This window comes from Nonomuraea sp. NPDC059007, assembly GCF_042740555.1.
Lineage (GTDB): Bacteria > Actinomycetota > Actinomycetes > Streptosporangiales > Streptosporangiaceae > Nonomuraea.
Map to the genome: position 1 here is coordinate 510461 of NZ_JBHYJD010000001.1, position 22957 is coordinate 533417.

The 22957-nt window shown below is 71.6% G+C and carries 26 protein-coding genes; 7 read left to right on the plus strand and 19 right to left on the minus strand.

Features of this window, described 5'->3' with window-relative positions:
* Positions 1–128: 128 nt before the first annotated feature.
* Both recG and ACFWY5_RS02225 read right to left on the minus strand, forming a co-directional pair.
* On the minus strand, positions 129–2309 hold the full coding sequence (gene recG, locus ACFWY5_RS02220; protein WP_379612479.1) for an ATP-dependent DNA helicase RecG: 2181 nt from the start codon (positions 2307–2309) through the stop codon (positions 129–131).
* Positions 2310–2343: 34 nt separating this feature from the next.
* Positions 2344–3888: a DAK2 domain-containing protein gene (locus ACFWY5_RS02225; RefSeq protein WP_379612480.1), complete on the minus strand. Its 1545-nt coding sequence runs from the start codon at positions 3886–3888 to the stop codon at positions 2344–2346.
* 198 nt (positions 3889–4086) lie between these two features.
* Here ACFWY5_RS02225 and rpmB point away from each other — a divergent pair, with 198 nt between their 5' ends.
* The gene (gene rpmB, locus ACFWY5_RS02230; protein ID WP_049556934.1) at positions 4087–4272 is read left to right on the plus strand and encodes a 50S ribosomal protein L28; all 186 of its coding nucleotides are present in this window, start codon (positions 4087–4089) and stop codon (positions 4270–4272) included.
* A gap of 64 nt (positions 4273–4336) precedes the next feature.
* Here the strand turns inward: rpmB and thiD are convergent, their stop codons facing one another.
* The 3 genes from thiD to ACFWY5_RS02245 form a co-directional block, all read right to left on the minus strand.
* Positions 4337–5161, minus strand: a complete 825-nt coding sequence (gene thiD, locus ACFWY5_RS02235; protein ID WP_379630323.1) for a bifunctional hydroxymethylpyrimidine kinase/phosphomethylpyrimidine kinase — start codon at positions 5159–5161, stop codon at positions 4337–4339.
* Positions 5162–5169: 8 nt separating this feature from the next.
* Positions 5170–6183: a hypothetical protein gene (locus ACFWY5_RS02240; protein ID WP_379612482.1), complete on the minus strand. Its 1014-nt coding sequence runs from the start codon at positions 6181–6183 to the stop codon at positions 5170–5172.
* A gap of 1253 nt (positions 6184–7436) precedes the next feature.
* Complete coding sequence (locus tag ACFWY5_RS02245) at positions 7437–8750, minus strand: AIR synthase related protein (RefSeq protein ID WP_379630324.1); 1314 nt, start codon at positions 8748–8750, stop codon at positions 7437–7439.
* Positions 8751–9002: 252 nt separating this feature from the next.
* Here ACFWY5_RS02245 and ACFWY5_RS02250 point away from each other — a divergent pair, with 252 nt between their 5' ends.
* Positions 9003–9236 (plus strand): Lrp/AsnC family transcriptional regulator, encoded by a 234-nt coding sequence (locus tag ACFWY5_RS02250; RefSeq protein WP_379612527.1) that lies wholly within the window; start codon positions 9003–9005, stop codon positions 9234–9236.
* A 20-nt stretch (positions 9237–9256) separates the two neighbouring features.
* Positions 9257–9691 (plus strand): DUF3515 domain-containing protein, encoded by a 435-nt coding sequence (locus ACFWY5_RS02255; RefSeq protein WP_379612484.1) that lies wholly within the window; start codon positions 9257–9259, stop codon positions 9689–9691.
* On the opposite strand, the gene ACFWY5_RS02260 is transcribed toward ACFWY5_RS02255, so the two are convergent.
* From ACFWY5_RS02260 to ACFWY5_RS02270, 3 genes are read right to left on the minus strand one after another with little or no spacing between them, the layout of a single operon-like run.
* The gene (locus ACFWY5_RS02260; protein WP_379630325.1) at positions 9674–10768 is read right to left on the minus strand and encodes a D-alanine--D-alanine ligase family protein; all 1095 of its coding nucleotides are present in this window, start codon (positions 10766–10768) and stop codon (positions 9674–9676) included. The two genes, ACFWY5_RS02255 and ACFWY5_RS02260, sit on opposite strands and share 18 nt — an antisense overlap.
* Positions 10769–10796: 28 nt before the next feature.
* Complete coding sequence (locus ACFWY5_RS02265) at positions 10797–11807, minus strand: NAD(P)H-dependent glycerol-3-phosphate dehydrogenase (RefSeq protein WP_379612486.1); 1011 nt, start codon at positions 11805–11807, stop codon at positions 10797–10799.
* A gap of 4 nt (positions 11808–11811) precedes the next feature.
* Positions 11812–12522 (minus strand): lysophospholipid acyltransferase family protein, encoded by a 711-nt coding sequence (locus ACFWY5_RS02270; protein WP_379612487.1) that lies wholly within the window; start codon positions 12520–12522, stop codon positions 11812–11814.
* An 80-nt stretch (positions 12523–12602) separates the two neighbouring features.
* On the opposite strand from ACFWY5_RS02270, the gene cofC reads away from it, so the two are divergent.
* A complete protein-coding gene (gene cofC, locus ACFWY5_RS02275) occupies positions 12603–13244 on the plus strand; it encodes a 2-phospho-L-lactate guanylyltransferase (protein WP_379612488.1) in 642 nt (213 codons plus the stop codon).
* A 434-nt stretch (positions 13245–13678) separates the two neighbouring features.
* Here cofC and ACFWY5_RS02280 read toward each other — a convergent pair whose 3' ends face one another.
* Positions 13679–14902: an MFS transporter gene (locus tag ACFWY5_RS02280; protein WP_379612489.1), complete on the minus strand. Its 1224-nt coding sequence runs from the start codon at positions 14900–14902 to the stop codon at positions 13679–13681.
* A 55-nt stretch (positions 14903–14957) separates the two neighbouring features.
* On the opposite strand from ACFWY5_RS02280, the gene ACFWY5_RS02285 reads away from it, so the two are divergent.
* Positions 14958–15158: a hypothetical protein gene (locus tag ACFWY5_RS02285; RefSeq protein WP_184960401.1), complete on the plus strand. Its 201-nt coding sequence runs from the start codon at positions 14958–14960 to the stop codon at positions 15156–15158.
* Positions 15159–15215: 57 nt separating this feature from the next.
* Here ACFWY5_RS02285 and ACFWY5_RS02290 read toward each other — a convergent pair whose 3' ends face one another.
* The 4 genes from ACFWY5_RS02290 to leuC all read right to left on the minus strand — a co-directional run bounded on the left by ACFWY5_RS02290 (position 15216) and on the right by leuC (position 17831).
* Positions 15216–15515 (minus strand): HU family DNA-binding protein, encoded by a 300-nt coding sequence (locus ACFWY5_RS02290; RefSeq protein WP_157250888.1) that lies wholly within the window; start codon positions 15513–15515, stop codon positions 15216–15218.
* Between the two features lie 91 nt (positions 15516–15606).
* A complete protein-coding gene (locus ACFWY5_RS02295) occupies positions 15607–15849 on the minus strand; it encodes a hypothetical protein (protein WP_379630326.1) in 243 nt (80 codons plus the stop codon).
* The gene (gene leuD / locus ACFWY5_RS02300; RefSeq protein ID WP_379630327.1) at positions 15828–16415 is read right to left on the minus strand and encodes a 3-isopropylmalate dehydratase small subunit; all 588 of its coding nucleotides are present in this window, start codon (positions 16413–16415) and stop codon (positions 15828–15830) included. The genes ACFWY5_RS02295 and leuD overlap by 22 nt, the downstream gene beginning before the upstream one ends.
* 18 nt (positions 16416–16433) lie before the next feature.
* On the minus strand, positions 16434–17831 hold the full coding sequence (gene leuC / locus ACFWY5_RS02305) for a 3-isopropylmalate dehydratase large subunit (protein ID WP_379630328.1): 1398 nt from the start codon (positions 17829–17831) through the stop codon (positions 16434–16436).
* A gap of 65 nt (positions 17832–17896) precedes the next feature.
* On the opposite strand from leuC, the gene ACFWY5_RS02310 reads away from it, so the two are divergent.
* On the plus strand, positions 17897–18613 hold the full coding sequence (locus ACFWY5_RS02310) for an IclR family transcriptional regulator (RefSeq protein WP_157250884.1): 717 nt from the start codon (positions 17897–17899) through the stop codon (positions 18611–18613).
* Positions 18614–18681: 68 nt separating this feature from the next.
* Positions 18682–20409 (plus strand): hypothetical protein, encoded by a 1728-nt coding sequence (locus ACFWY5_RS02315; RefSeq protein WP_379630329.1) that lies wholly within the window; start codon positions 18682–18684, stop codon positions 20407–20409.
* A 27-nt stretch (positions 20410–20436) separates the two neighbouring features.
* Here the strand turns inward: ACFWY5_RS02315 and ACFWY5_RS02320 are convergent, their stop codons facing one another.
* From ACFWY5_RS02320 to ACFWY5_RS02345, 6 genes are read right to left on the minus strand one after another with little or no spacing between them, the layout of a single operon-like run.
* Entirely contained in the window at positions 20437–21003 is a 567-nt protein-coding gene (locus tag ACFWY5_RS02320; protein ID WP_379612493.1) for a hypothetical protein, read from the minus strand.
* A complete protein-coding gene (locus tag ACFWY5_RS02325) occupies positions 21000–21563 on the minus strand; it encodes a DUF6286 domain-containing protein (RefSeq protein ID WP_379612494.1) in 564 nt (187 codons plus the stop codon). Before ACFWY5_RS02325 ends, ACFWY5_RS02320 begins: the two co-directional genes overlap by 4 nt.
* Entirely contained in the window at positions 21560–21961 is a 402-nt protein-coding gene (locus ACFWY5_RS02330) for an Asp23/Gls24 family envelope stress response protein (protein WP_379612495.1), read from the minus strand. The genes ACFWY5_RS02325 and ACFWY5_RS02330 overlap by 4 nt, the downstream gene beginning before the upstream one ends.
* Positions 21958–22143 carry a DUF2273 domain-containing protein gene (locus ACFWY5_RS02335; RefSeq protein ID WP_379612496.1) on the minus strand — a complete coding sequence of 62 codons (186 nt, stop codon included), beginning with the start codon at positions 22141–22143 and terminating at the stop codon, positions 21958–21960. Before ACFWY5_RS02335 ends, ACFWY5_RS02330 begins: the two co-directional genes overlap by 4 nt.
* Complete coding sequence (locus ACFWY5_RS02340; RefSeq protein ID WP_379612497.1) at positions 22140–22412, minus strand: hypothetical protein; 273 nt, start codon at positions 22410–22412, stop codon at positions 22140–22142. The genes ACFWY5_RS02335 and ACFWY5_RS02340 overlap by 4 nt, the downstream gene beginning before the upstream one ends.
* A complete protein-coding gene (locus ACFWY5_RS02345) occupies positions 22409–22879 on the minus strand; it encodes an Asp23/Gls24 family envelope stress response protein (RefSeq protein ID WP_379612498.1) in 471 nt (156 codons plus the stop codon). Before ACFWY5_RS02345 ends, ACFWY5_RS02340 begins: the two co-directional genes overlap by 4 nt.
* Between the last annotated feature and the right edge of the window lie 78 nt (positions 22880–22957).

Below are 22957 nucleotides of genomic sequence, written 5' to 3' on the forward strand. Positions count from 1 at the left end.
CGGCCTCCTCTGGCCGTGCCGGCGGCTTGGCTGCCCTCTGGGCGTGGTGCCGCCTGTCAGGGCTTCCTGGCGCTACGTGCATGCCGTCCCGATCCGCCCCACGGCGCCCGGTGGCCGGGGTTGGGGGGTTAGGTCTTTTCTAGATAGGTGGCTTTTTCGTCGGCCAGGAGGCGGGCTATTTCGGCTCGTAGGCCCTCGTGGGACGTCAGGGCGGGGTCCTTTTCCAGGAAGGCGGCCGCCTCGGCTCGGGCGGTTTCGATGACGTCCTCGTCGCGTAGCAACTGGAGCATCTTCAGCGATGAGCGCTTGCCGGACTGGGCCGCGCCCAGGACGTCGCCCTCGCGGCGTTGTTCCAGGTCGACGCGGGACAGTTCGAAACCGTCCAGGGTCGAGGCGACCGCGTCCAGGCGGGCCCTGGCCGGGGTGCCCTCGGGGAACTCCGAGATCAGGAGGCACAAACCCGGCAGGCCGCCTCTGCCGACCCGGCCGCGGAGCTGGTGGAGCTGGGAGACGCCGAACCGGTCGGCGTCCATGATGATCATGACGGAGGAGTTGGGCACGTCTACGCCCACTTCGATGACCGTCGTGGCCACCAGCACGTCGACCTCGCCTCGGGTGAAGGCGCGCATGACCGCGTCCTTCTCCTCCGGCGGCAGTTTGCCGTGGAGCACCTCCAGGCGCAGGCCGTGCAGCGGGCCCTCGGCCAGCATCTCGGCCACCTCCAGGACCGCCAGCGGGGGCCGGCGTTCCTCGTCGGACGGCGGCACCGACTCCAGGTCGCCCTCGTCGCCCTCCAGGTCACCGATGCGCGGGCAGACGATGTACGCCTGGCGGCCCAGGCCGACCTCCTCCCGCACGCGCTGCCACGTGCGTTCCAGGAAGTGGGGCTTCTCGGCCGCCGGAACCACGTGGGTGGTGATCGGGGCGCGGCCCGAGGGGAGCTGCGACAGCGTGGAGACCTCCAGGTCGCCGAAGACGGTCATGGCGACCGTGCGCGGGATCGGGGTGGCGGTCATCACCAGGACGTGGGGCCTGCCGCCGCCGGCCTTCTCGCGCAGGGCGTCGCGCTGTTCGACGCCGAAGCGGTGCTGCTCGTCGACGACGACCAGGCCCAGGTCGGCGAACTGCACGTGCTCCTGGAGCAGGGCGTGCGTGCCGACGACGATGCCGGCCGTACCGGAGGCCGCGTCGAGGAGGGCCGCGCGGCGGGCCGCCGCGCCCATGGAGCCGGTGAGCAGGGTGACCGCGGTGCCGCCGAACATGCCGCCGGTGGCGAGGTCGCCGAGCATCGCGGTGATGGAGCGGTGGTGTTGCTGGGCCAGTACTTCGGTGGGGGCGAGCAGGACGGCCTGGCCGCCCGCGTCGACGACCTGGAGCATCGCGCGCAGCGCCACCACCGTCTTGCCCGCGCCGACCTCGCCCTGGAGCAGGCGGTGCATCGGGTGGGGCAGGGCGAGGTCGGCGGCGATCTCCTCGCCCACCGCGGCCTGGCCCTCGGTCAGGGAGAACGGCAGGCGGGCGTCGAAGTCGTCGAGCATGCCCCCGGAGCTGCGCGGACGCGGCTTGGCCGGCCACGCGGTCGCGGCCTGCCTGCGCTGCAGCAGCACGGCCTGGAGCACGAACGCCTCGTCGAACTTCAGCCGGTCGCGCGCCCGGTGCACCTCGCCGAAGTCCTTCGGCCGGTGGATGGCCACCAGCGCGTCGCCGAGGTCGGCCAGGCCGTGGCGGGCGCGCAGGCCGGCGGGCAGCGGGTCGTCGAGCGGGCCGAGCGTGTCGAGCACGATGCCGATCGCGCGCCTGATCGCCCAGGGGGTGAGGTCCTTGCCCGCCGGGTAGATCGGCACCGGCGCGGTGGAGAACTCCTCCGCGCTGGTCTCGCTCTCGTCGAACAGCTCGAACTCGGGGTGCGTCAGCTGCCAGCGCGGGGTGGCGCGGGAGCCGAACGCGCCGACCTTTCCGGCGAACATGCCGCGTCTGCCCGGCTTCAGGCGGGACTCGGCCACGTGGGAGCCCTTGCCGAAGAACGACAGGTAGATCTTCTTGCCGGTGCCGTCGACGACCTCGACCTCCAGCCAGGTGCCGCCGCGGTTGCGCATGGGCTTGCGCATGGCGCGGGTGACCTCGCCGACCACGGTGACGTGCTCGTCGACCTCCAGCATGTCGAGCGAGGTCAGTTCGCCGCGCTCGGCGTAGCGGCGCGGATAGTGGCGCAGCAGGTCGCCCACCGTCTCCAGGCCGAGCACGCTGTGCAGGAGCTTGGCTGTCTTCGGGTCGAGCGCCTTGGTCAACGGCTCGTCGAATCGGCTCACGGTCATATGTTCTACCGCGTGTGACCGACAGGAATCATTCCACGCCGATGAGCAGTGGGTAGCCGCCCTGGCCGCCGGGGTAAACGACCAGGTCGGCGTCGGGGCGGGACGTGGACAGGTGCCGCTCCACGTGCGGCGCGAGCCGTACCGGAGCATCCTTGCCCGTGACGAGGGTCACGAGCTCGCCGCCGCCCGCCAGCATCCGGTCCACCACGAGCGTGGCGACCTCGTCGAGCGCGGCGCCGATGTGCACGACGTCGCCGTCGATCAGGCCGAGCACGTCGCCGGGACGGCACAGGCCCGCGCTGGTGACGGCCTCGCGGTCGGCGACGGTGATGTGGCCGTGGCGGGTGTGTCCCGCGGCGTCGGTCATCGCGACCACGTCGTCGTCGAAGCGGCGCAGCGGGTCGTGGACGGCCAGCGCCGCCAGCCCCTGCACGGTGGCCTTGGTGGGCAGCACGCTGACCGTGACGCCGTCCTCGCGGGCGATCTCCGCCGCGGCGGCGGCCACGTCGCCCACGCTCTCGTCGTTCGGCAGCACCGTGACCTCGCCGCCCGCCTCGCGGATCGCGGCCAGCATCTCGGGCAGGGAGGGGCTGGTGCCGGGCTCGCGGCGTACCACGACGGCCCCGCACTCCTCGAACAGCGCCGCGATCCCGTCGCCCGCCGCGACCGCCACCACGCCTCTGCCGGCGCCGCCTCTGTGCGTACGCTCGGCGAGGTAGGTCACCCTGATCCGGTGCGGGCGTCCCGCCTTCAGCGCCGCCTCGATCGCCGGACCGGCCTCCTCGACGTGCACGTGGACGTTCCACAGCCCGTCGCCGCCGACCACGACCAGCGAGTCGCCCATGGCGTCGAGCTCGGCGCGCAGCCCGGCCACCGCCTCGTCCTCGGCGTCGAGCAGGTACATCACCTCGTAGCCCGCGCCCACCTCGGCCATCGGCGTCACGCGCCCGGTCGGGGCGGGTACCTCGAAGCGCCGCGTGTGGGTGCCGGTGATCACCGCCTCCAGCGACTCCAGGATGATCGCCAGCCCGGCCCCGCCCGCGTCCACCACGCCGCTGCGCGCCAGCACGTCGAGCTGCTCGGGGGTGCGCCTGAGCGCCGCCCGCGCCTGCCCCGCCGCCCGCCTGGCGACCTCTTCGAGGTCACCGTCCAGATCGTGTACGGCTACCGCCACGGCCGACAGCACGCTGAGCACGGTCCCCTCGACGGGCCTGGCCACCGCCTGCCTGGCCAGCTCGGCCGCCCTGACCAGCGCCGTCCGCAGGTCGGAGCCGCCCTTCAGCACCTCGGCCAGCCCGCGCAGCGCCTGGCTGACGATGACGCCGGAGTTGCCGCGGGCGCCGACCATCGCGCCGTAGGAGAGGGTCTGCCAGACCACGGCCCCGTCCACGTCGTCGGGCAGCGACTCGACCGCCTCGGCGGCCGACAGCATGGTCAGGTACAGGTTGGTGCCCGTGTCACCGTCCGCGACGGGGAAGACGTTGAGCGCGTCGATCTCCGCCCTGGCCCGGCCCAGCGAGTCCGCCGCCAGCCGTGACCAACGCCGCACCGCGGGCGGCTCCAAGACCTGCATGTGGGCGATCCGACCTCCGTGAATGCGCTACCGTTAATGGAGGAGAATATCCCCGTTCGCCGGGGCGTCCAGTGCTGAGTTCGCGCCCACTGGTGCGGATCAGATATTCTCGTCTGGCTAGCCGGTTGTCCCGGCATGCCCTCCGCCCGGAATGCATCAGCGGACAGGGCTACATCGACTGTTTTAAGGAGCGATACCGTGGCTTCCGTCTGCGATGTCTGCCGCAAGGGGCCGACCTTCGGCAACAACGTGTCCCACTCGCACCGCCGCACCCGTCGTCGTTGGAACCCCAACATCCAGACGGTTCGCGCGGTCATCGGCGGCACGCCGAAGAAGCTGAACGTGTGCACCTCGTGCATCAAGGCGGGCAAGGTCACCCGCTAACCCAACTTTTCTCGCAGAAGCCCGGCGCACCCCTAGAGCGCCGGGCTTTCGTGATGTCCGGCCGTCAGCGCGTTGGAGCGGACCGTGCGCGCCATTCCCATGCGTGGTCGACCGGGCCGATGCCGTCGCCCAGCGGGAAGCCGCGTGCGATGGCGCCGGTCACGTACTCCTTCGCCTTGGCCACCGCGACCGGCATCTCCTCGCCCTGGGCCAGGTGGGAGGCGATGGCGGAGGCCAGCGTGCAGCCGGTGCCGTGGGTGTGGCGGTTGTCGTGGCGTTCGGCGCGGAACCGGTATTCGGCCGTGCCGTCGGTCAGCAGGTCGACGGGTTCGCCCGGCAGGTGGCCGCCCTTGATGAGCGCCCAGGTGGGCCCCAGCTCCAGGATCGCGTCGGCGGCGCGGCGCAGACCGTCCTCGTCCTCGACCTTCACCGACGTGAGCTGCTCGACCTCCCAGAGGTTGGGCGTGACCACGGTGGCCACCGGCAGCAGCCGCGTCTTGAGCGACTCCACGGCCTCGGGCACGAGCAGCGTGTCGCCGTGCTTGGAGACCCCGACCGGGTCCACCACCGTGGGCGCGTCGTATTCGCCGAGCACCTCGGCGACCAGCTCGACCAGCGCGGGCGAGGCCAGCATGCCGGTCTTGACGGCCTGCGCGCCGATGTCGCCCAGCACGGAGTCGAGCTGCGCGCGTACGGCCTCCGGCGGCAGCTCCCAGTAGCCCTGGACACCCAGGGAGTTCTGCGCGGTGACCGCGGCGATGACGCTCATGCCGTGCACGCCGTGGGCGAGCATGGTCTTCAGATCGGCCTGGATGCCCGCACCGCCGCCGGAGTCGGATCCGGCGACGGTCAGGACGCGTGGAGGGGTCACAACCGTCATGTCCCCCATCCAATCATTCAGCTGAGCGAGCACTCCCCGCCGACCAGCCCGCAACTCTCCGGCGCCTTGCCCTTGCCGATCGCGGTGAACGTCACGCTCGCCGTCGCGCCGGTCGCCAGCGACTGGGAGACGTCGATGATCAGCAGCTGGCCGTCCTGGGTCCAGCCGGCGCCGTCCACGTCCGTGACCCGGCCGGAGACCGGCAGCGACACGGTGAGGCCGCCCATCGTCTCGGTGGAGGCGTTGACCACGTCGACACTCGCCCGGTAGCTGGTGAGGCCCTGCTTCGTCACGTCGAACCGCATGTTCACCGCGCTGCCGCCCGGCGCCTGCCTGAGGCCCGAGGACTGCGTGTTCTGCGGGTTCGGCACCCCGGCGTCGGTCGGGAAGGTGCCCGAACTCGGCTCCGCCGTACTGGTCGGCTCCGAGGTCGGCTCCTCGGTCACCGTGGACTGCGGCGTGGGCTCGGCGTCCTCGGTGGGCTGCGTGGTCTTCTTCTGCTTCGTCTTGGTCGGGGTGGGCTTGGGAGTCGGGGTACGGCGGGGCGCACGCGCGCTGAACGTCGGCGTCGGCCGCTTCGACTCCGAAGGCGTCGCCTCCTCGGGCTCTTCCGTCACCTGCTCCTCATCCGGTTCCCCCTCGCCGGGACCCGGATCGCTGACCGACGGAACGGGCTGGCCGTTGTTCCCCGACTGCTGGACGGCCGCGCAACTCCCCTGCTTGCATTCGCCGGAGGCGCCCATCATCTTGACGCCGGCGACCGTACCGCCGAGCACCACGGCCACGGCCGCCACCGACAACAGCGCCACCCGCGCCCTGCCACCGGACGGCGGCCCGCCGGGCAGGTCGTCACCACGGGGCGGCGGCTTGCGGCGGCCGCGCTTGCTCTTGCCCTGGGGTTCCTGGGGCAGGTCACCCTCGGACGACCAGCCGGAACCCAGGAAGCCGTCATTGCTCTCGGCCCAGGCGGGCATCGGCGAGACGACGGTCGGGGAACCGGCCACCTTGATGTCGCCGGGTTCGGGCGGCATGCCGCCGGTGTCCCAGGGCTGGGGGCCGGTGTGCTGCGCCGTGGCGTCGTCCTGAGCCGCGAACGGATCCGGCGGTTGCGCCGCGAACGGGTCCGAGGCGGGACGCCCTTGGCCCGGGAAGGGACCGGAGCCGTCCTGCCCCGCAAAGGGCGGCTGCCCCGCGATCGGCGGTTGGCCAGCGGCCGGGGGTTGGCCAGCGGCCGGGGGTTGGCCAGCGAGAGGCGGTTGGCCCGCTGCTGGGGGTTGCCCCGCGAAGGGGTCCGACGGGAAGGCCGCCGTGTTCCCGTCGCTCCCGGGCCGCTCGCCGAAGCGCTGGGTCTCGTCGTGCGGCCGCTCAAAGACCCCGCCACCTACCGACCGATCGAAAGGTCCAGGGGCGGAGGGCTGAGGCGGCGGAGCGAAGGCCCCCGTGGTCTCAAACGGCTCAGGGGTACGCCCGGCGGGCCCTTGCCCCGGAGCCGCCCCCTGAAAGCCGTCGAAGGCGTCGGGACGGGTAAAGGCCCCGGTGGTCTCGAACGGATCGGTCCCAGAGGCCCCGATCACCGAACCACCCCCGGACCGCCCCGCCATCGGGTCCACGCCAGAGCGACCCGCCATCGGGTCCATGCCAGGGTGGCCCGCCATCGGGTCCGCGCCAGGGTGGCCCATCGTGGGGTCACCGGCGGGATAGCCGGGTGTCGAGCCTGTGCCGGGATGACCTGATGCGGCGCCCATGCCCGCGCCTCCGGGGATCGGGCCCGTGTGAGCGGGTCCGTCCATCGGGCCGGGGCCGGGTCGGCCTGCCATCGGGTCCATGCCGGGGCGACCCGCCATGGGGTCCATGCCAGGGTGACCCGCCATCGGGTCCGCGCCGGGGCGGCCCATCGTGGGGTCGCCCGTGGGGTGGCCGGGGCGGGTGCCCGGTTGCGGGGACCATTGGCCCGTGACCTCTAGTTGGTCCGGGGGTGCCGGCCAGCCCGGTTCCTGGTCGTTGATGGCGAAGAAGGAGCTGGTGGCCGAAGGATCCGGGGCTGCTGACCAGGCGGCGGCTGGATCGGTGGTGGACCTGAGGTCCTCCTCCTGTGAGTCGTCCGGCCTGCTCATCCCCCAATCACTGCCGTCATCGGATCCACCTGTGCCGTGGCGGCCCATGGCTGCCCTTTCTGCCGGTTACAGTGGCCGCCAATCTTCATAACACCTTTACTACGCCTTTGTCACAGCTTTCACGGGAGTCACTACTCATTCCCTGAAAATTTTACGTAAAACGGGACAAGTCATCCCTGGAAGTGGTCCCAACCCCGTGGTCCATCGTCACGCCCCGTAACCGTGACGCCCTCGCCCGCCTCGATCCGGCCCACGATTCGCCACTCGGGCGGCAGCCGTACCTCCGGAGGGAACACCGCCACCAGCGCGTGATCCTCACCCCCGGCCAGTACCCAGTCGAGCGGGTCGGCCCCGAGCTCCTTGGCGGCGGCCAGCACCGGCTCGTCCACCGCGAACGCGGCCGGATCCAGCACGATCCGCACGCCGCTCGCCTTCGCGATGTGCCCCAGGTCCTGGAGGAGGCCGTCGCTGACGTCCATCATCGCGCTCGCCCCGAGCCGCGCCGCCTCAGGCCCGCTCCGGTACGGCGGGCGAGGCCGCCGATGCCCCTCCACAGCCTCCAGCAACAGCCCTTCCACCCCCACCGCTCCAGCCCCCGCCTCCCCGGACACAACCGCATGGGAAGCGGCGCCACGCGAGCCCGAGCCGGCCGACCAAGCGCCGGCACGCCCCGACCCCGCAACACCGGGAACAGAGGAGCCGGTACCCGTGGGCGCGGAGGCGGTGGACGTGGAGCCGGGGGTGGCGGGCGCGGAGGCCGGGTCTGTGGGGGCGGAGCCCGAGGCCGCGGCGGCGGCGCCCTTGGCGGTGGAGGCCGGACCCGCTAGCTCGGAAGCGGGTTCGGTGGGGTCCGGGGCGGAGGGTGATGTGTTGGCGGACCCAGGAGCGGGGGCGGGAGTGGCGAGGGGTGGGGGCGTGGACCCGGGAGTGGGTGGGCTCGTGGGAGCGCGGGTGGCAGCAGGTGGGGTCGTGGGCTCGGGTTTGGGAGCGGGGGTGGGGAGGTGGGCGGATTCCAGGAGGGCCAGGCCGGCGGCGGCGTGGCCCAGGCGGCCGGATATGGCGACCAGGTGGCCGGGCTTCGCGCCGGAGCGGGTTACCGGGGCCTGGCCGGACAAGGTGCCCAGGGCGGTTACGCCTATGACCACTGTGTCGGAGCGGGCCAGGTCGCCGCCGACTACCGACGCGCCGACCAGGGCGCACTCGTCCCGGAAGCCCAGCGTCAGTTCGTCCACCCAGGACAGGGGGAGGTCGGCGGGCATGCCCAGGGCGACGACCATGGAGGTGGGGGTGGCGCCCATGGCGGCTATGTCGGCGAGGTTCTGGGCGGCGGCCTTGCGGCCGACGTCGTAGCCGGAGGACCAGTCACGGCGGAAGTGGCGGCCCTCCACGAGGAGGTCCGTGGAGACGACGACCCGGCCGTCGGGCGCGGTGACGACGGCCGCGTCGTCTCCGGGGCCGAGCAGTACGCCGGGCCCCTGGGGCAACTGTCCGGAGATTCGGGATATAACCCTAAACTCACCGAAATTTCCGACTCTAATGGTGCACCTCCTGTGCAAACACGGTATGTGGAGGCCTGCTTCACCTGCCCGCCAGGGTGCCTACGTATGCTGAATCACACGCAGGACACGCCGGGTCACGCAGGTGCGAACCCGGGCGACCGGCCACACTCCCGCACACCGGCCGGGAAAGGGTACGGTGGCCCTTCGGCGCTGATCCAATTCGCCCTGGAGGACGTCATGGTGCAGGCCTACATCCTTATTCAGACCGAAGTGGGCAAGGCCGCGACCGTGGCCCGCGAGATCGCCGGCATCGCCGGGGTCACGCAGGCCGAGGACGTGACCGGCCCCTACGACGTGATCGTGCGCGCGGAGGCCCGCAACGTCGATGAGCTCGGCAAACTGGTCGTGGCGCAGATTCAGGCGGTGGAGGGAATCACACGTACTCTTACGTGCCCGATCGTCCACATCTAGAGCCAGAGAGCCTTTCCCTCATGCGCGCCGCCGCCGTCCTCCTCGTCCTGCTGGTTGTCTCCGGATGCGGCGGCGCCGTACAGATGGAACCGCCCGCGCCGCAGGGTGCGGCGGCCACGGCGTGCGCCAAGCTCGGCCCGCTCCTGCCCCAGACGCTGGGCGGCAAGGAGCGCACCACCTCCAGCCCCGAGTCGCCCTACGTCGCCGTCTGGGGCGAGGGCGAGATCGCGGTGCGCTGCGGCGTCGGACGGCCGGCCAGGATGGCGCCGACCGACCAGTTGCAGGAGATCGACGGGGTCGGCTGGTTCGCCGACCCGGACCGGAGCACGTTGTTCACCGCGATCACCGACGTGGCCTATGTCGAGACCACGATCGCGGCCGGGCACGTCGCCCCGGAGATCCTCGCGCGGCTGTCCGGGGCGATCGGCCGGGTCACCTCAGCGAAGACCGGGTGAACGGCGCAGCGCCAGCCGCACCAGCCGGTCCACCAGCGCCGGGTAGTCGAGCCCGGAGGCGGCCCAGAGCTGCGGCGCCACCGACAGCGAGGTGAAGCCGGGCATCGTGTTGATCTCGTTGAAGATCAGCTTGCCCTCGGCCGTGTAGAAGAAGTCGACCCGCGCCAGGCCCTCGCACTCCAGCGTCTCGAACGCGCGCACCGCCATGGCGCGCAGTTCCTCTGCCACCTCGGCCGGGATGTCGGCGGGCACGGTCAGCGACATCTGGTCGGGGTAGTACTTGGCCTCGAAGTCGAAGAACGCCTGCCCGCCCTCGACCTGTACCTCGCCGGGCCGCGAGGCGGCGGGGGGATCGTCGTCCAGCGACTCCAGCACCGCGCACTCGATCTCGCGGCCGACGATCGCGGCCTCGATGAGCACCTTGGGGTCGTGCGCGCGGGCGGCCTCGACGGCCGCCTCCAGCGAGGCGCGGTCGTGCGCCTTGGAGATGCCCTGGGAGGAGCCGGCGCGGGCCGGCTTGACGAACACCGGCCAGCCGAGCTCCTCGGCCTCCTTGAGCACCCGGTCGCGGTCGAGCCGCCAGTCGCGGTCGCGTACGACGACGTAGCGGCCGACGGGCAGCCCGGCGGCGGCCATGACCGTCTTCATGTACGCCTTGTCCATGCCGACCGCGCTGGCCAGCACACCGGAGCCGACATAGCGGACCCCGGCCATCTCCAGCAGTCCCTGGATGGTGCCGTCCTCGGCGAACGGGCCGTGCATCACCGGGAAGACCACGTCGACGGAGCCCAGTTCCACCGGGATGCTGCCGGGGTCGTAGGCCACCAGCGAACCTCCGTCGGCGGGCAGGGCGAGCGCGGCCCCCGAGGTGTCGACCACGGGCAGTTCGCCCGCCTCGATGGCGAAGCGCTGGCTGCCTGTGGCGAGCACCCACCTGCCGTCCTGGGCGATCCCGATCGGGATCACCTCGTACTTGGTCCTGTCGATCGCGTCCAGAACACTGCCCGCCCCCATGAGGGAGACGGCGTGCTCGGAATTGCGACCTCCGAATACGACGGCGACGCGTGGCTTGCTCATGGTGTCCGAATCTACCGGAGACAGCCGCTCAGACGCCGTAACGCTCGGGTTTGGGCGAGCGCGACATCAGCAACATCCCCGCTTCCCTGGGCGACATGCCGTCGTGCACGACACCCACGACGACCTCGGTGATCGGCATTTCGACGTCGTGCTTGCGCGCCAGCTCCAGTACCGACTCGCAGGACTTGACGCCTTCGGCCGTCTGGCGCGTCGCGGCGATCACCTCTTCCAGGGTCATGCCGCGGCCCAGGTTCTCGCCGAACGTGCGGTTGCGCGACAGCGGCGAGGTGCAGGTGGCCACCAGGTCGCCCATGCCGGCCAGGCCGGAGAAGGTGTGGGGGTCGGCGCCGAGCGCCGCGCCGAGCCGGGAGATCTCGGCCAGCCCTCGGGTGATCATCATGGCGGCCACGTTGTCGCCCATGCCCATGCCCACGGCGACGCCGACGGCCAGCGCGATCACGTTCTTGACCGCGCCGCCCAGCTCCACGCCCACGACGTCGAGATTGGTGTACGGGCGAAACCACGGCGGCAGGTGGCAGGCGTCCTGCAGCCGCTTGGCCACGGCCTCGTCGGTGCAGGCCACGACGGTCGCGGCGGGCTGGCGCTGGGCGATCTCCTTGGCCAGGTTGGGCCCTGAGACGACCGCCACGCGCTCCTCCGGCACGCCGGCGACCTCGCGGATCACCTCGCTCATCCGCTTGGTGGTGCCGAGCTCGATGCCCTTCATCAGGCTGACCAGCACCGCGCCGTCGGGGATGTGCTCGCGCCAGGTGGCCAGGTTCCCGCGCAAAGTCTGCGACGGTACGGCCAGCACCACGAAGTCGGCCCCGTCCAGCGCCTCGGCCGCCGAGTCCGTGGCACGCAGCGAGGCGGGCAGGGTGATGCCGGGCAGGTAGTCGGGGTTCTCCCCCGTCGAGTTGATCGCCCAGACGAGCTCGGGCCTGCGCCCCCAGAGCACCGTCTCGTTGCCCGCCTCGGCCAGGATCATGGCGAACGTGGTCCCCCACGATCCGGTGCCGAACACAGCGGTCTTGGTCATGCGTTCACCGCCCGGCGGGGTCGAAGGGAGTTTCCGGAGCCTTCTCGCCGCGCAGCTCGGCGAGCTGAACGGTGATCGCCGCCATGATGTCGGCGGTGGCCTCGCGCAGCACGTCGGCGTGTGCCGGCCGGCCCGCGTACTTGGACAGGTCGACCGGCGGCCCCACCGAGACCCGGAATGTCTTGCGCGGGAACAGCCGGGGCCGCTTCTCCCCATAGGGCAGCAGTTCCTGGGCCCCCCAGTGCGCCACCGGGACGACCGTGGCGCCGCTCTCCAGGGCCAGGCGCGCGGCGCCGGTCTTGCCCGCCATCGGCCACAGGCCGGGATCGCGCGTGACGGTGCCCTCCGGGTAGAAGAGCACGACCGCGCCGTCCCGCAGCCGCTCAGCCGAGTAGCTGAGCGACTTGGCCGCGTCGCTGCTGCCTCGCTGGACCGGGATGGCCAGGAGCCCGCGCACCGCCGCCCCGAGCCCAGGCACCTTGAACAGCCCGGCCTTGGCCAGGATGACCGGCCAGCGGCCGTTGTTGTAGAGGAAGTGGGCCAGGAGCACCGGGTCGGCCCACGACAGGTGGTTGGTGGCGATGATCATGCCGCCGGTGCGCGGGATGCGCTCGCCGTGCCGCCAGTCCTTCTTGACCAGGAGCCACGACAGCGGCTTCACGATCACCACCGCGAGGGTTTCCCAGAAGCGCGATGGTCGCACGGGGCGGCTCATGGTCTCCTCCAACAGGTACGGAATGCGTCTCAAGTCTCCCGGTTGGCCGCACGGGATGTCGAGGCACGAGACTTAAGCCTATGAGCATCCGCTGGTCACTGGTCATCCCGGTGAAGACGCTGGTCGCGGCGAAGACCCGGCTGGCCGCCGCCACGGGTCCCCACCGCACCCGGCTCGCCGTCGCGGTCGCCTGCGACACCGTCTCCGCGGCGCTCTCCTGCCCGCTCGTGGCGCGGGTAGTCGTGGTGACGGCCGATCCCGCCGCCGCCGGTCCGCTCGGCGCCCTCGGCGCCGAGGTGGTGCACGATCCCGACCGCGGCCTCAACACCGCACTGCGCACGGGCGCCGCCCATGCCGTACGGCTGGCGCCGCACGAGCCCGTCGGCGCCCTTCAGGCCGATCTGCCCACGCTGCGGCCGACGGAGCTGGCCGCGGTGCTGACGGCGGCGGCCGACCACGACCAGGCGTTCGTGCCCGACGCCCTCGACGTCGGCACCACCTTCTACGGCGTACGGCCCGGCGTCCCGTTCACCCCCCGCTTCGGCGGCGAGTCGCGGGCCAAGCATCTGGCCGGTGGCGCCAAGGAGCTGGAGCTCACGGGCATCGACTCGGTCCGCCGCGACGTCGACACCCCTGACGACCTGCGCGCAGCCATCCTGCTCGGCCTGGGCCGCCACACTGCCGCCGTGGTGCGTTTGATGAAACTGCCACCCGCTTTTTGAGGCTACGGCCCTTTTTGAGGTTACGGCGAGCCGCCCCACCCCCACCCGCCGTCGTGCGCCGGCGCCGATCGTGGGGGTCGCTTCTCACGTCGGACGTGGTCCCCACCGCAACGGCCCACCATGACCGGCCAAGTGGTCCAAACCCCCGAAACCAGCCAAGACAGCAGACCAGCCTTGGGCGCCTAGCCCCGGCGAGAGGTGAGGGGTCAGGGGGCCGAAACGCGAGACGCGAGACGCGAAGCGGGGCGCGAGGGGGAACGCGCAAGGCGAGACGCGAGACGCGACGCGAGACGCGAGACGCGACGCGAGACGCGCGGGGCGACGCGAGACGCGCGGGGCGAGACGCGCGGGGCGCGAAGCGCGGGGTGAGAAGCGCGGGGTGAGAAGCGCGGGGCGCGAGGCGCGGGCGCGAGGCGCGAGGCGGGGGGTGAAGGTTAGGGGGTTGGGGTCAGGTTGAGGTGGCGGATCGGGCGGGACAGGACCACGGGCAGGTGTGCGGCGGCGACCAGCAGCACGCCGGTTACGAACACCGCGCGCCCGCCGGCCCACTCCCCCAGCGCCCCGCCGAGCAGTCCGCCGATCGGCACCGCGCTCCACATGAGGAAGCGCATGCTGGCGTTGACCCGGCCGAGCAGGTGCTCGGGTGTGGTGCGCTGGCGGTAGCTGACCTGGGTGATGTTGAAGACCACGCCGATCGCCCCGGCCAGCAGGGTGAACGCCGGGAACAACGCCAGCCGCCACCCGTCGGCGACCAGCGTCAGGGGCAGGTTGAGCACCATGACCACGGCCGCCGTCCCGGTGATGGTGCGTCCGACGCCGAAGCGCGCGATGATCCGGGTGGAGAAGGCCGCTCCGGCCAGCCCGCCGACGGCGCCGACGGACAGCATCAGGCCGTAGAGCCCGGCGCCGACGCCCAGTTCCTTGATCAGGTAGAGCGGCTGGCCGACGAACCAGATGCCGTTGCCGAGCTGTACCAGCGCGCCGAGCAGGGCGATGACACGGAGGACGGGCTCGGCGACGACGTACCTGACGCCTTCGGCGACCTCCCGACGCAGCCGCCGTCCCGCCTGCTTGGGCGCTGGTGTCTCCCGGACGCGTACGCGCGACAGCAGTACCCCTGAGGCGAGATAGCTGACGGCGTCGGCCAGCAGGGCGAACGGCGCGGTGAGCCACTGCACGAGCAGGCCGCCGAGGCCGGGTCCCGCCAGCATGGAGATCCTGCTGGTGGCCTCCAGGACGCTGTTGCCGCGTTCGAGCCCGTCCTTGCCGACGACGGCGGGCAGGAAGCTCATGTGCGCGACGTCGAAGAAGACCGTGCAGAAGCCGATGACCAGCGCGACCAGGTAGAGCTGGACCAGCGAGAACACCCCGAGCCACGCGGCGACCGGGATGCTCAGCAGCGCGAAGCCGCGGATCAGGTCGGTCCACACCAGGATGGGACGGCGGCGCAGCCGGTCCACCCAGACCCCGGCGGGCAGCCCGACCAGCAGGAAGGCGATCATCTCGGCGGCGGTGAGCAGCCCGAGCTGGAACGGCCCGGCGTCCAGGGTGAGCACCGCGGCCAGCGGGAGGGCGACGAACGTGACCTGCGTGCCGGCCTGGGTCACGGCGTTCGCCACCGCGAATCGCGAAAAGTCGGCATTCCCCCGAAGGCGCATGGGTCTCGATCCTCCGGGGCTCGCCCGCCCGGGTCAAACGATTTACGCTGGTCGCGTGCAGGCGACAGTGCGTACCTACGACCCGGCCACCCGTTCGGGAACGGTCTTTCTCGACGACGGCACGGTCCTCGACTTCCCGACCCGTGCCTTCGACGCGGGACCGCTCCTGCTGCTGCGCTCCGGCCAGCGCGTGAACCTGGCCGTGGCCGACGGCGAGGTCACGTTCATCACGCTCTCGACCTTCCCGATGCCCTGAAACGCGAGGGCCCGGACCCCGCTCAGAAGCGGGATCCGGGCCATCACGCAGAAGTGACTACTTCTTCTTCGACGCCTTCTTGCCGCCGGCGTTCACCAGCTCCTTGAAGTCGGAGCCGGGACGGAACTTAGGCGCCCAGCTCTCGGCCACCTTGATCTCCGCACCGGTCGACGGGTTCCTGGCCGTGCGCGCAGGCTTGTGAACCATCTCGAACGCGCCGAAGCCCGTGATCGAGACCTTGTCTCCGCTCGCCACAGCCTTCTGGACGGCGTCGATAATCGCGTTCACGGCCTCGGTGGCCGTCTTCTTGTCGCCCACCCGGTCAGCGATGGCGTCGACGAGTTCCCGCTTGTTCATCTATCCCCCTGTTACGGCTCGGGGTTCCAGCACACTCGCCTCACGTAGAAACCCCTTACGCGCTCGAAATTAAGGGGCTTTCCGGGGGAACTCAATCACCGGCCGTGTTTTCTTGACCGCGTGGCGTGTCGTCGAGCCCTTCGATGAAGGCCTCCAGACGGCTGGCGGCGCGCTCCGGATCGCGCTTGGCCAGGTCGCAGATCGCCAGGTATCTGCGGGCGACACGCTCTTTCTCGTCGGCGGGGAGCATGCGGACGCGGCGGTGCGCCTCGCGCAACCGCCGCGCCAGTTCGTCGTCTTCCAGGTCGTCGTCTAGACGGTCGTCGGCAGCCATGGCTGCCGACCATTCTCGTACGTGGCGATGTCATCGGCGTGACGCAGGGTCAGCCCGATGTCGTCGAGGCCCTCCAGCAGCCGCCAGCGCGTGTAGTCGTCGATCTCGAAACTCCACGCGTCCTGGCCGAGGCGCACCTCGCGTTCCACCAGGTCGACGGCGATCTGGGTGGCCGGGTCCGCCTCGACTGCCGCCTGCAGTTCCTCGACGACCTTGGCGTCCAGGATGACGGGGAGCAGGCCCATCTTGGTGGAGTTGTTGCGGAAGATGTCGCCGAAGCGGGCGGCGATCACCACGCGGAAGCCGTACTGCTGGATGGCCCAGACGGCGTGCTCGCGCGAGGAGCCCGTGCCGAAGTCGGGACCGGCGAGCAGGATGGAGGCGCCGTCGTGGACGGGGTTGTTCAGGACGAAGGAGGGGTCCTCGCGCCAGGCGGAGAACAGGCCCTTCTCGAAGCCGGTGCGGCTGACCTGCTTGAGCCAGACGGCCGGGATGATCTGGTCGGTGTCGACGTTGCTGCGGCGCAGCGGCACCGCCGTGCCGGTGTGGGTGGTGAAGGCGTCCATGTGCGTGGTCCTCTGCGGTCAGGCCGTGACGGCCAGGTCGGCGGGCGCGGTCAGGCGGCCGGTTACGGCGGTGGCGGCGGCGACCTGCGGTGACACCAGATGGGTGCGACCGCCCTTGCCCTGACGGCCCTCGAAGTTGCGGTTGGAGGTCGAGGCGCTGCGCTCGCCCGGCTGGAGCGTGTCGGGGTTCATGCCCAGGCACATCGAGCAGCCGGCCTGCCGCCACTCGGCCCCGGCGGCCTCGAAGACCTTGTCCAGGCCCTCCTTCTCCGCCTCCAGCTTGACCAGCATCGAACCGGGCACGATCAGCGTGCGCGTCTTCACCTGCCGTCCGCGCAGGATCTCGGCGGCGGCGCGCAGGTCCTCGATGCGGCCGTTGGTGCACGAGCCGACGAAGACGGTGTCGACCTCGATCTCGCTCAGCGGCGTGCCCGCGGTCAGGCCCATGTACTCCAGCGCCCGCTCGGCCGCCGCCCGCTCGGTCGCGTCCGCCATCTCCGCCGGATCCGGTACGGCCGCGCCCAGCGGCAGCCCCTGCCCGGGATTGGTGCCCCAGGTGACGAACGGTGTGAGCACCGAGGCGTCGATCTCCACGACCTTGTCGAACTCGGCGTCGTCGTCGGTCCTCAGCGTCTTCCAGTACTCGACCGCGGTGTCCCAGCCGGCACCGGTGGGCGCGTGTTTACGGCCCTTGAGGTAGGCGAACGTGGTCTCGTCCGGAGCGATCATGCCCGCGCGGGCGCCGGCCTCGATCGACATGTTGCAGACGGTCATCCGGCCCTCCATCGAGAGCTTGCGGACGGCCTCGCCCCGGTACTCCACGATGTAGCCCTGGCCGCCGCCGGTGCCGATCTTGGCGATGATGGCCAGGATCAGGTCCTTGGCCGTGACGCCCACGGGCAGCTCGCCGGAGACCTCGATCGCCATCGTCTTGGGCCGGTAGGCGGGCAGCGTCTGGGTGGCCAGCACGTGCTCGACCTCGGAGGTGCCGATGCCGAAGGCGATGCCGCCGAACGCGCCGTGGGTGGAGGTGTGAGAATCGCCACACACGATCGTCATGCCCGGCTGGGTCAGGCCGAACTGGGGGCCGATGATGTGCACGACGCCCTGCCCGGCGTCGCCCATCGGGTGCAGCCGGACGCCGAACTCGGCGGCGTTCTTGCGCAGGGTCTCGACCTGCGTCTTGGAGACCGGGTCGCTGATGGGGCCCAGCACGGTCGGCACGTTGTGGTCTTCGGTGGCGATGGTGAGATCGGGCCGGCGCACCTCGCGTCCGGCCATGCGGAGGCCGTCGAACGCCTGCGGGCTGGTCACCTCGTGGATGAGGTGAAGGTCGATGAAGAGCAGGTCGGGTTCGCCTTCCGCGCGCCGTACGACGTGTTGCTCCCAGACCTTCTCCGCCAGTGTGCGGCCCATTGATCTCCTCCTTGAGACTCCGCGCCGACTTGCTTTCTCATATGTCGAGACGGCAGTATCGGTGTATGGACAACTCTAGCGGAGTCGGCGTACTGGACAAGGCCGTTCTCGTGCTCAATGCCCTGGAGGCCGGACCGGCCTCGCTCGCGCAGCTGGTTCAGGCCACCGGTCTGGCCAGGCCGACGGCGCACCGCCTGGCCGTGGCGCTGGAGCACCACCGCATCGTGACGCGCGACACGCAGGGCAGATTCGTCCTCGGACCGCGGTTGTCGGAGTTGTCCACCGCGGCGGGCGAGGACCGGCTGCTGGCCGTCGCGGCGCCGGTGCTGACCCAGTTGCGTGATTTGACCGGCGAGAGCGCCCAGCTTTACCGGCGCCAGGGTGACGAGCGCGTGTGCGTGGCCGCCGCCGAGCGCGCCAGCGGGCTGCGCGACACCGTGCCCGTCGGGTCGGCGCTGCCGATGACCGCCGGGTCCGCCGCGCAGATTTTGCTCGCCTGGGAGGAGCCCGACCGGCTGCACCGGGGGCTGCGCGGGGCCAAGTTCACCGCCGCCACCCTGGCCAGCGTGCGCCGGCGCGGATGGGCCCACAGCGTGGGCGAACGCGAGCAGGGCGTGGCCAGCGTCTCGGCCCCCATCAGGGGCAGCGGCGGCAAGGTGATCGCCGCCGTCTCCGTCTCCGGACCCATCGAACGCCTCACCCGCGCGCCCGGCCGGCTGCACGCCGTGCCGGTGATGGCGGCGGCCGAGCGGATCACCGAGTCGATGCGCCGTTCCTCCTGAGGTGCCATGATCAGCTAAACCGTCTATTTGGGGAGCCGAGCGCGTCCCGGGCGCACTAGCCTGAGTGGGTGACAGATCGCATCGAGGTAGCCGCCACTGAGCTGCGACCCCTGCTCGAAGAGTTCATCGTCTGGGCGCGCACCAACGCCCCCGACAGCTCCCCCGAACTGGTGGGACCCGCCGCTCTTTGGCACCGCATCACCTTCTCCTCCAACGTCGGCACCTGGACGCGTGCCAACGTGCGGGGGGTCATGCTCGAACAGATGCCCAAGGTGGTGGACGACCCCGATGCCGCCGCCGACGGCATGGTCCCGGCGCTCGACGCCTACCTCACGTTCCTGTCGAAGTCCGGCCGCCTGAGCGAGCGCTCGGACGCGCTGGCCGACCTCCTCGGCGAGCTCGCCGACGTCGAGGAGGATTTCATCGATCTGATGGAGGACCTCATCGGCGACGAAGAGGGCGACGACGACGCTGACGAGGACGACGAGGAGGAAGGCGGCGATCTCGGGGACTTCGAGCCGTTCGCCGACCGCCTCGCCGAGCTCGACACGATCCGGCTCAGCCCCGACTCCGAGCTGGCCGGAGCGGTGCGGGCCGTACCGCTGATCGCCAAGGCCCGTGACCTGTCGGTCTGGGTCGGCACCGGGCGCCGGGTCGGCGACGAGGCGCTGCTGTCCGACGACGAGGTGATCGAGGCACTCGACGTGGTCGGGCTGCCGAAGCCGCAGGCCGGCGAGGACGTCCCGCAGCTGTGGAACATCTGGAACCTCGCGGTCGACCTGGAGTTCATCGAGCCCGCCGGCGACGACACCGTCAGCGTCGACGACGACACCGCCAGCTGGCCCTTCGACGACGACGAGGACGTACTCGACGCGTGGATGCTGGGCCTGCACTCGGTCGACTACGGCGACCCCGAGCTCGACGACGACGATCTCACCATGGCTCTGGCCGGCCTCACCCGCGGGCTGCTGATCCGGCTGCTGCTGGCCGGCGGCGCCCGCGAGCTCGACGGCCTCAGGCGCGAGCTGCAGGAGGCCGCCGCCGAGATCGACGAGCTCGGCTCCGAGGCCTGGGCGGCGGCCGCCGGCCACTACGGCGGCGACCCGCTCGCCCCCGTGCTCGACTGGCTGGTCGGCTACGGCATGGTGACCGTCTCCGCCGAGGTCACGCTGACCCCGCTCGGCGTGGAAGGCGTCGTGCACCTGGCCGACGACGCCGACATCGAGGTGGACGCACGGCCCGCCATCGAGTCCATGAGCGCCCTCGACCTGCTCACGCTGAGCGCCGAGCTGCCGGAGGAGGAGGCCGACGCCGAGTTCGCCGCGTGGATGGAGCTGCGCGAGCCGGGCCGGGCCGCCGAGGAACTCCTGGCGGCCGCGGCGCAGGACGACAACGACGCCCTGGTCCGCGTACAGGCCGCCAGCGTGGTCGGCACGCTGGGCGAGGCCGCCGTCCCCGCCTGGCAGGAGGCGCTGAACCACCCGGCGCTGCGCCCCTACGCCGCCACCCATCTCAGCCAGCTGGAAGTCCCGGACGCCCCCGAGCCCACCCAGGACGACACCCACTGGCTCATCCTGGACATGTGGACCATCTCCGCGGGTCTGGGCCGCGCCGAGTTCGTGAGCAGCCTGCGTGACATCGGGCCCGAGCTCCTGAACAACCTCCTGGAGGTCATCTGGAAGATCCCCCACGCGCACGTGGAGGAGCTTCTCGACCTGATCTCCCAGGTCCACCCGGACAAGCAGGTCGCCAAGGCGGCCAAGCGCGCCCTGTTCAAGGCCCGCTCCACCGCCTGACCCCGGCCGCCCTCCGCCCCGGAAGACTCAGCGGGCGGAGGGCGGTTTCAGGCTCACGCGGGCGACCGCGGGCAGCTGGTCCGTCTCCAGGGCCTGGCGCATGTGCGGGATCGCCACGCCGGCCAGGTGCTCCTTGATCTCGTCGATCGGGGCGCGCTCGTCGGCGACCAGGCGCAGCCGTACCTCTGGACGGCGGGGTGAGCCAGCCAGGTCGGCGCTGGCGCTGAGCACGGCGGGGCTCTCCGCGGCCTCCGCCGCGACTGCCTCGGTCACGCCGCTCGCGGAGATCTCCGTGACGCCGTCGGGTCCGCTGTCGAGGCGCAGCGACGACAACCTCGACCGCCTCGCCTGTACGGCCAGCCACCGCAACCCCAGCACGACCAGCACGATCCCGCCGAGCGCCAGCAGCCACCAGGCCCAGGAGAAGGCGAAGAACTCCCTGACCGGCCCGTTCACCAGCGGCTCCGCGGCCGGCGCCCAGTTCTGCGGCATCAGCGCGAGACTCCTGGCCACCGCCGCGCCCCCGAGTACGGCCAGCAGCAGCCCGACCAGGGCCAGGCCGAGACGGTTGCCGCGGCGGGTGGTGCGGTTCACGATCGCTCCTTGAGCCGGACGGACACCTTGTAGCGCTGGACCGGCGCGAGCCCCTCGATCCTCGCCAGCACGGCCTCGCGGACCTGCTCGCCGGTGGCGGCGTCGTTCCAGCCGCTGGTGGTCGCCGTGACCGCGACGGTACGCCCGCGCAGCGCCGCGACGGCCGAGCGCACACCGGGCACCTCCCCCGCGGCGTGGGCCAGCGTGTCGGAGAAGCTCTGCCGCCGGACCCCGATGACGAGCTGCGGGTCGCTGGTGTGCAGCGGGACCATCCTCGGCCGGCCGGGCACGAACGCCAGCACCAGCAGCGCCAGCCCGATCAGCGTCACCACGATGCCGCCGATCAGCACGGCCGGGCTCTGCCAGAGCGTGGCGGAGCCCCACTCCAGCAGGTTCCGGGCCGGCAGCCAGCCGAGCGGGCGCCCGAAGAGCCAGGAGATCACCTCGGCGGCCACGACCGCGCCCAGCGCGACCAGCAGCGCCGCCACGATCACCGCCGGAACCGTGCGCTGGGGCCGGAACTCCTTGAGCGCCTCCCGGTCCCCCGGCGCGGCGCTCACGGGGCCGCCCCCTCGTCCTCCGTCGTCAGGTGCGTGACGATGACGTCGATCTCGCTCGCGCGCAGCCCGGTCATCTGGGCCAGCTCGCCGGTCAGTTCCTCGCGCACGCGGCGGGCGGTCGAGCGCAGCGGCGCCGGGTAGCCGACGGTGACGAAAAGCCTGACCCTGACCTGGTCGCCGTCCACCCGGGCGGCCGTGGTGCGCGTCCACGGCAGCCCGTCGTGCTCGGCGACCGCGCGTATCCCGGGCAGCGTCCCGGCCAGCTCGCAGGTGATGCGGGTGGCCGCCCGGTCGGTGATCGTGGTGCGCCCGCGCGACTCCGCCGGCACCCGCTGGGCCGGCAGCAGCACGTCGGCCGGCGTCTCCGCCTCGACCGCGGTGGCCTCGGTGGCGGTCATTTGCGTCTCACGGTGAGATGGGCGACGTTCACCTCGCCGCCCTCGGCGAGGCGGCCGATGAGAAAGCCGAGCGCGCCGAGCAGCAGCACCAGCAGGAACGCGCCGATGCCGCCGAAGGCCCCGGCGAGGCCGAGCACCATGCCCACGGCCATGCCGATGATGGACAGCGGGTGGTTCGTCATGAGGTCTCCTCCAGGTCGTCGATGCGGATGTTGACCGGGCGCCCGCCTGCCAGGCCCGCCACCTCGCGGCGGACCTTCGCGGCGAGCTGGGGCAGCGGATGCCCGTTGCGGGCGACGATCGAGATCTCGACGCCGCTGTCACGCACGGCCACCCCGACCAGGCGTTCACCCGGCAGATAGGTGGACACGGTCCCGAACGGGCCGCCGGACAGGCCGGCCACCCCCGGGACGCCGCGCGCCTTCTCGGCGATCGCCCGCGCGTCGGTCATTGGACCCGGGGCTCCTTCTTGGGCGTCTCCTCGGACCTCTGGCCCGGCACGTGCACGTCGTCGACCTTGATGTTGACCTCGGTGACCTCCAGGCCGCACATGCGCTCGACCGCCGAGACGACGTTCTTGCGCACCGCCCCGGCCAGGTCGGGGATGGCGGTGCCGTACTCGACGACGAGGTCCAGGTCGACGGCGGCCTGGCGTTCGCCGACCTCGACGGAGACCCCCTGTGTGACGCTCTTGTCCGCGCCGACGATGCCCCGCACCGTCCCCATGGCGCGCGCGGCGCCCGCGCCCATGTCGAACACGCCGTTGACCTCGCGGGCGGCGAGCCCGGCTATCTTGGCCACGACCGCGTCGTCGATGGTCGTGGTGCCATTGTCACTGTCGAGCGCGCCGCTGGCGGAGCCGTTCTGGGTCCGTGCCCGCGGTACGGCCGGCGTCTCCTTGACCGTGGCTTCCGACACGATCGTCACCCCCGAGAATTGAAGTATCACAGCATGTAGTGACTGCTATGCAGCCTAAATTTCCGACATACCGGGAAA

What these genes read in the sequence shown, in the direction of transcription:
- ACFWY5_RS02225 (WP_379612480.1), bottom strand. Translation starts at nt 3,888, where the DNA reads ATGCAGGTCTTGGAGCCGCCCGCGGTGCGGCGTTGGTCACGGCTGGCG.
- thiD (WP_379630323.1), bottom strand. Translation starts at nt 5,161, where the DNA reads ATGGGGGACATGACGGTTGTGACCCCTCCACGCGTCCTGACCGTCGCC.
- ACFWY5_RS02240 (WP_379612482.1), bottom strand. Translation starts at nt 6,183, where the DNA reads ATGCCGCCCGAACCCGGCGACATCAAGGTGGCCGGTTCCCCGACCGTC.
- ACFWY5_RS02250 (WP_379612527.1), top strand. Translation starts at nt 9,003, where the DNA reads ATGGTGCAGGCCTACATCCTTATTCAGACCGAAGTGGGCAAGGCCGCG.
- ACFWY5_RS02255 (WP_379612484.1), top strand. Translation starts at nt 9,257, where the DNA reads ATGCGCGCCGCCGCCGTCCTCCTCGTCCTGCTGGTTGTCTCCGGATGC.
- ACFWY5_RS02260 (WP_379630325.1), bottom strand. Translation starts at nt 10,768, where the DNA reads ATGAGCAAGCCACGCGTCGCCGTCGTATTCGGAGGTCGCAATTCCGAG.
- ACFWY5_RS02265 (WP_379612486.1), bottom strand. Translation starts at nt 11,807, where the DNA reads ATGACCAAGACCGCTGTGTTCGGCACCGGATCGTGGGGGACCACGTTC.
- ACFWY5_RS02270 (WP_379612487.1), bottom strand. Translation starts at nt 12,522, where the DNA reads ATGAGCCGCCCCGTGCGACCATCGCGCTTCTGGGAAACCCTCGCGGTG.
- cofC (WP_379612488.1), top strand. Translation starts at nt 12,603, where the DNA reads ATGAGCATCCGCTGGTCACTGGTCATCCCGGTGAAGACGCTGGTCGCG.
- ACFWY5_RS02280 (WP_379612489.1), bottom strand. Translation starts at nt 14,902, where the DNA reads ATGCGCCTTCGGGGGAATGCCGACTTTTCGCGATTCGCGGTGGCGAAC.
- ACFWY5_RS02290 (WP_157250888.1), bottom strand. Translation starts at nt 15,515, where the DNA reads ATGAACAAGCGGGAACTCGTCGACGCCATCGCTGACCGGGTGGGCGAC.
- ACFWY5_RS02295 (WP_379630326.1), bottom strand. Translation starts at nt 15,849, where the DNA reads ATGGCTGCCGACGACCGTCTAGACGACGACCTGGAAGACGACGAACTG.
- leuD (WP_379630327.1), bottom strand. Translation starts at nt 16,415, where the DNA reads ATGGACGCCTTCACCACCCACACCGGCACGGCGGTGCCGCTGCGCCGC.
- leuC (WP_379630328.1), bottom strand. Translation starts at nt 17,831, where the DNA reads ATGGGCCGCACACTGGCGGAGAAGGTCTGGGAGCAACACGTCGTACGG.
- ACFWY5_RS02310 (WP_157250884.1), top strand. Translation starts at nt 17,897, where the DNA reads ATGGACAACTCTAGCGGAGTCGGCGTACTGGACAAGGCCGTTCTCGTG.
- ACFWY5_RS02330 (WP_379612495.1), bottom strand. Translation starts at nt 21,961, where the DNA reads ATGACCGCCACCGAGGCCACCGCGGTCGAGGCGGAGACGCCGGCCGAC.
- ACFWY5_RS02335 (WP_379612496.1), bottom strand. Translation starts at nt 22,143, where the DNA reads ATGACGAACCACCCGCTGTCCATCATCGGCATGGCCGTGGGCATGGTG.
- ACFWY5_RS02340 (WP_379612497.1), bottom strand. Translation starts at nt 22,412, where the DNA reads ATGACCGACGCGCGGGCGATCGCCGAGAAGGCGCGCGGCGTCCCGGGG.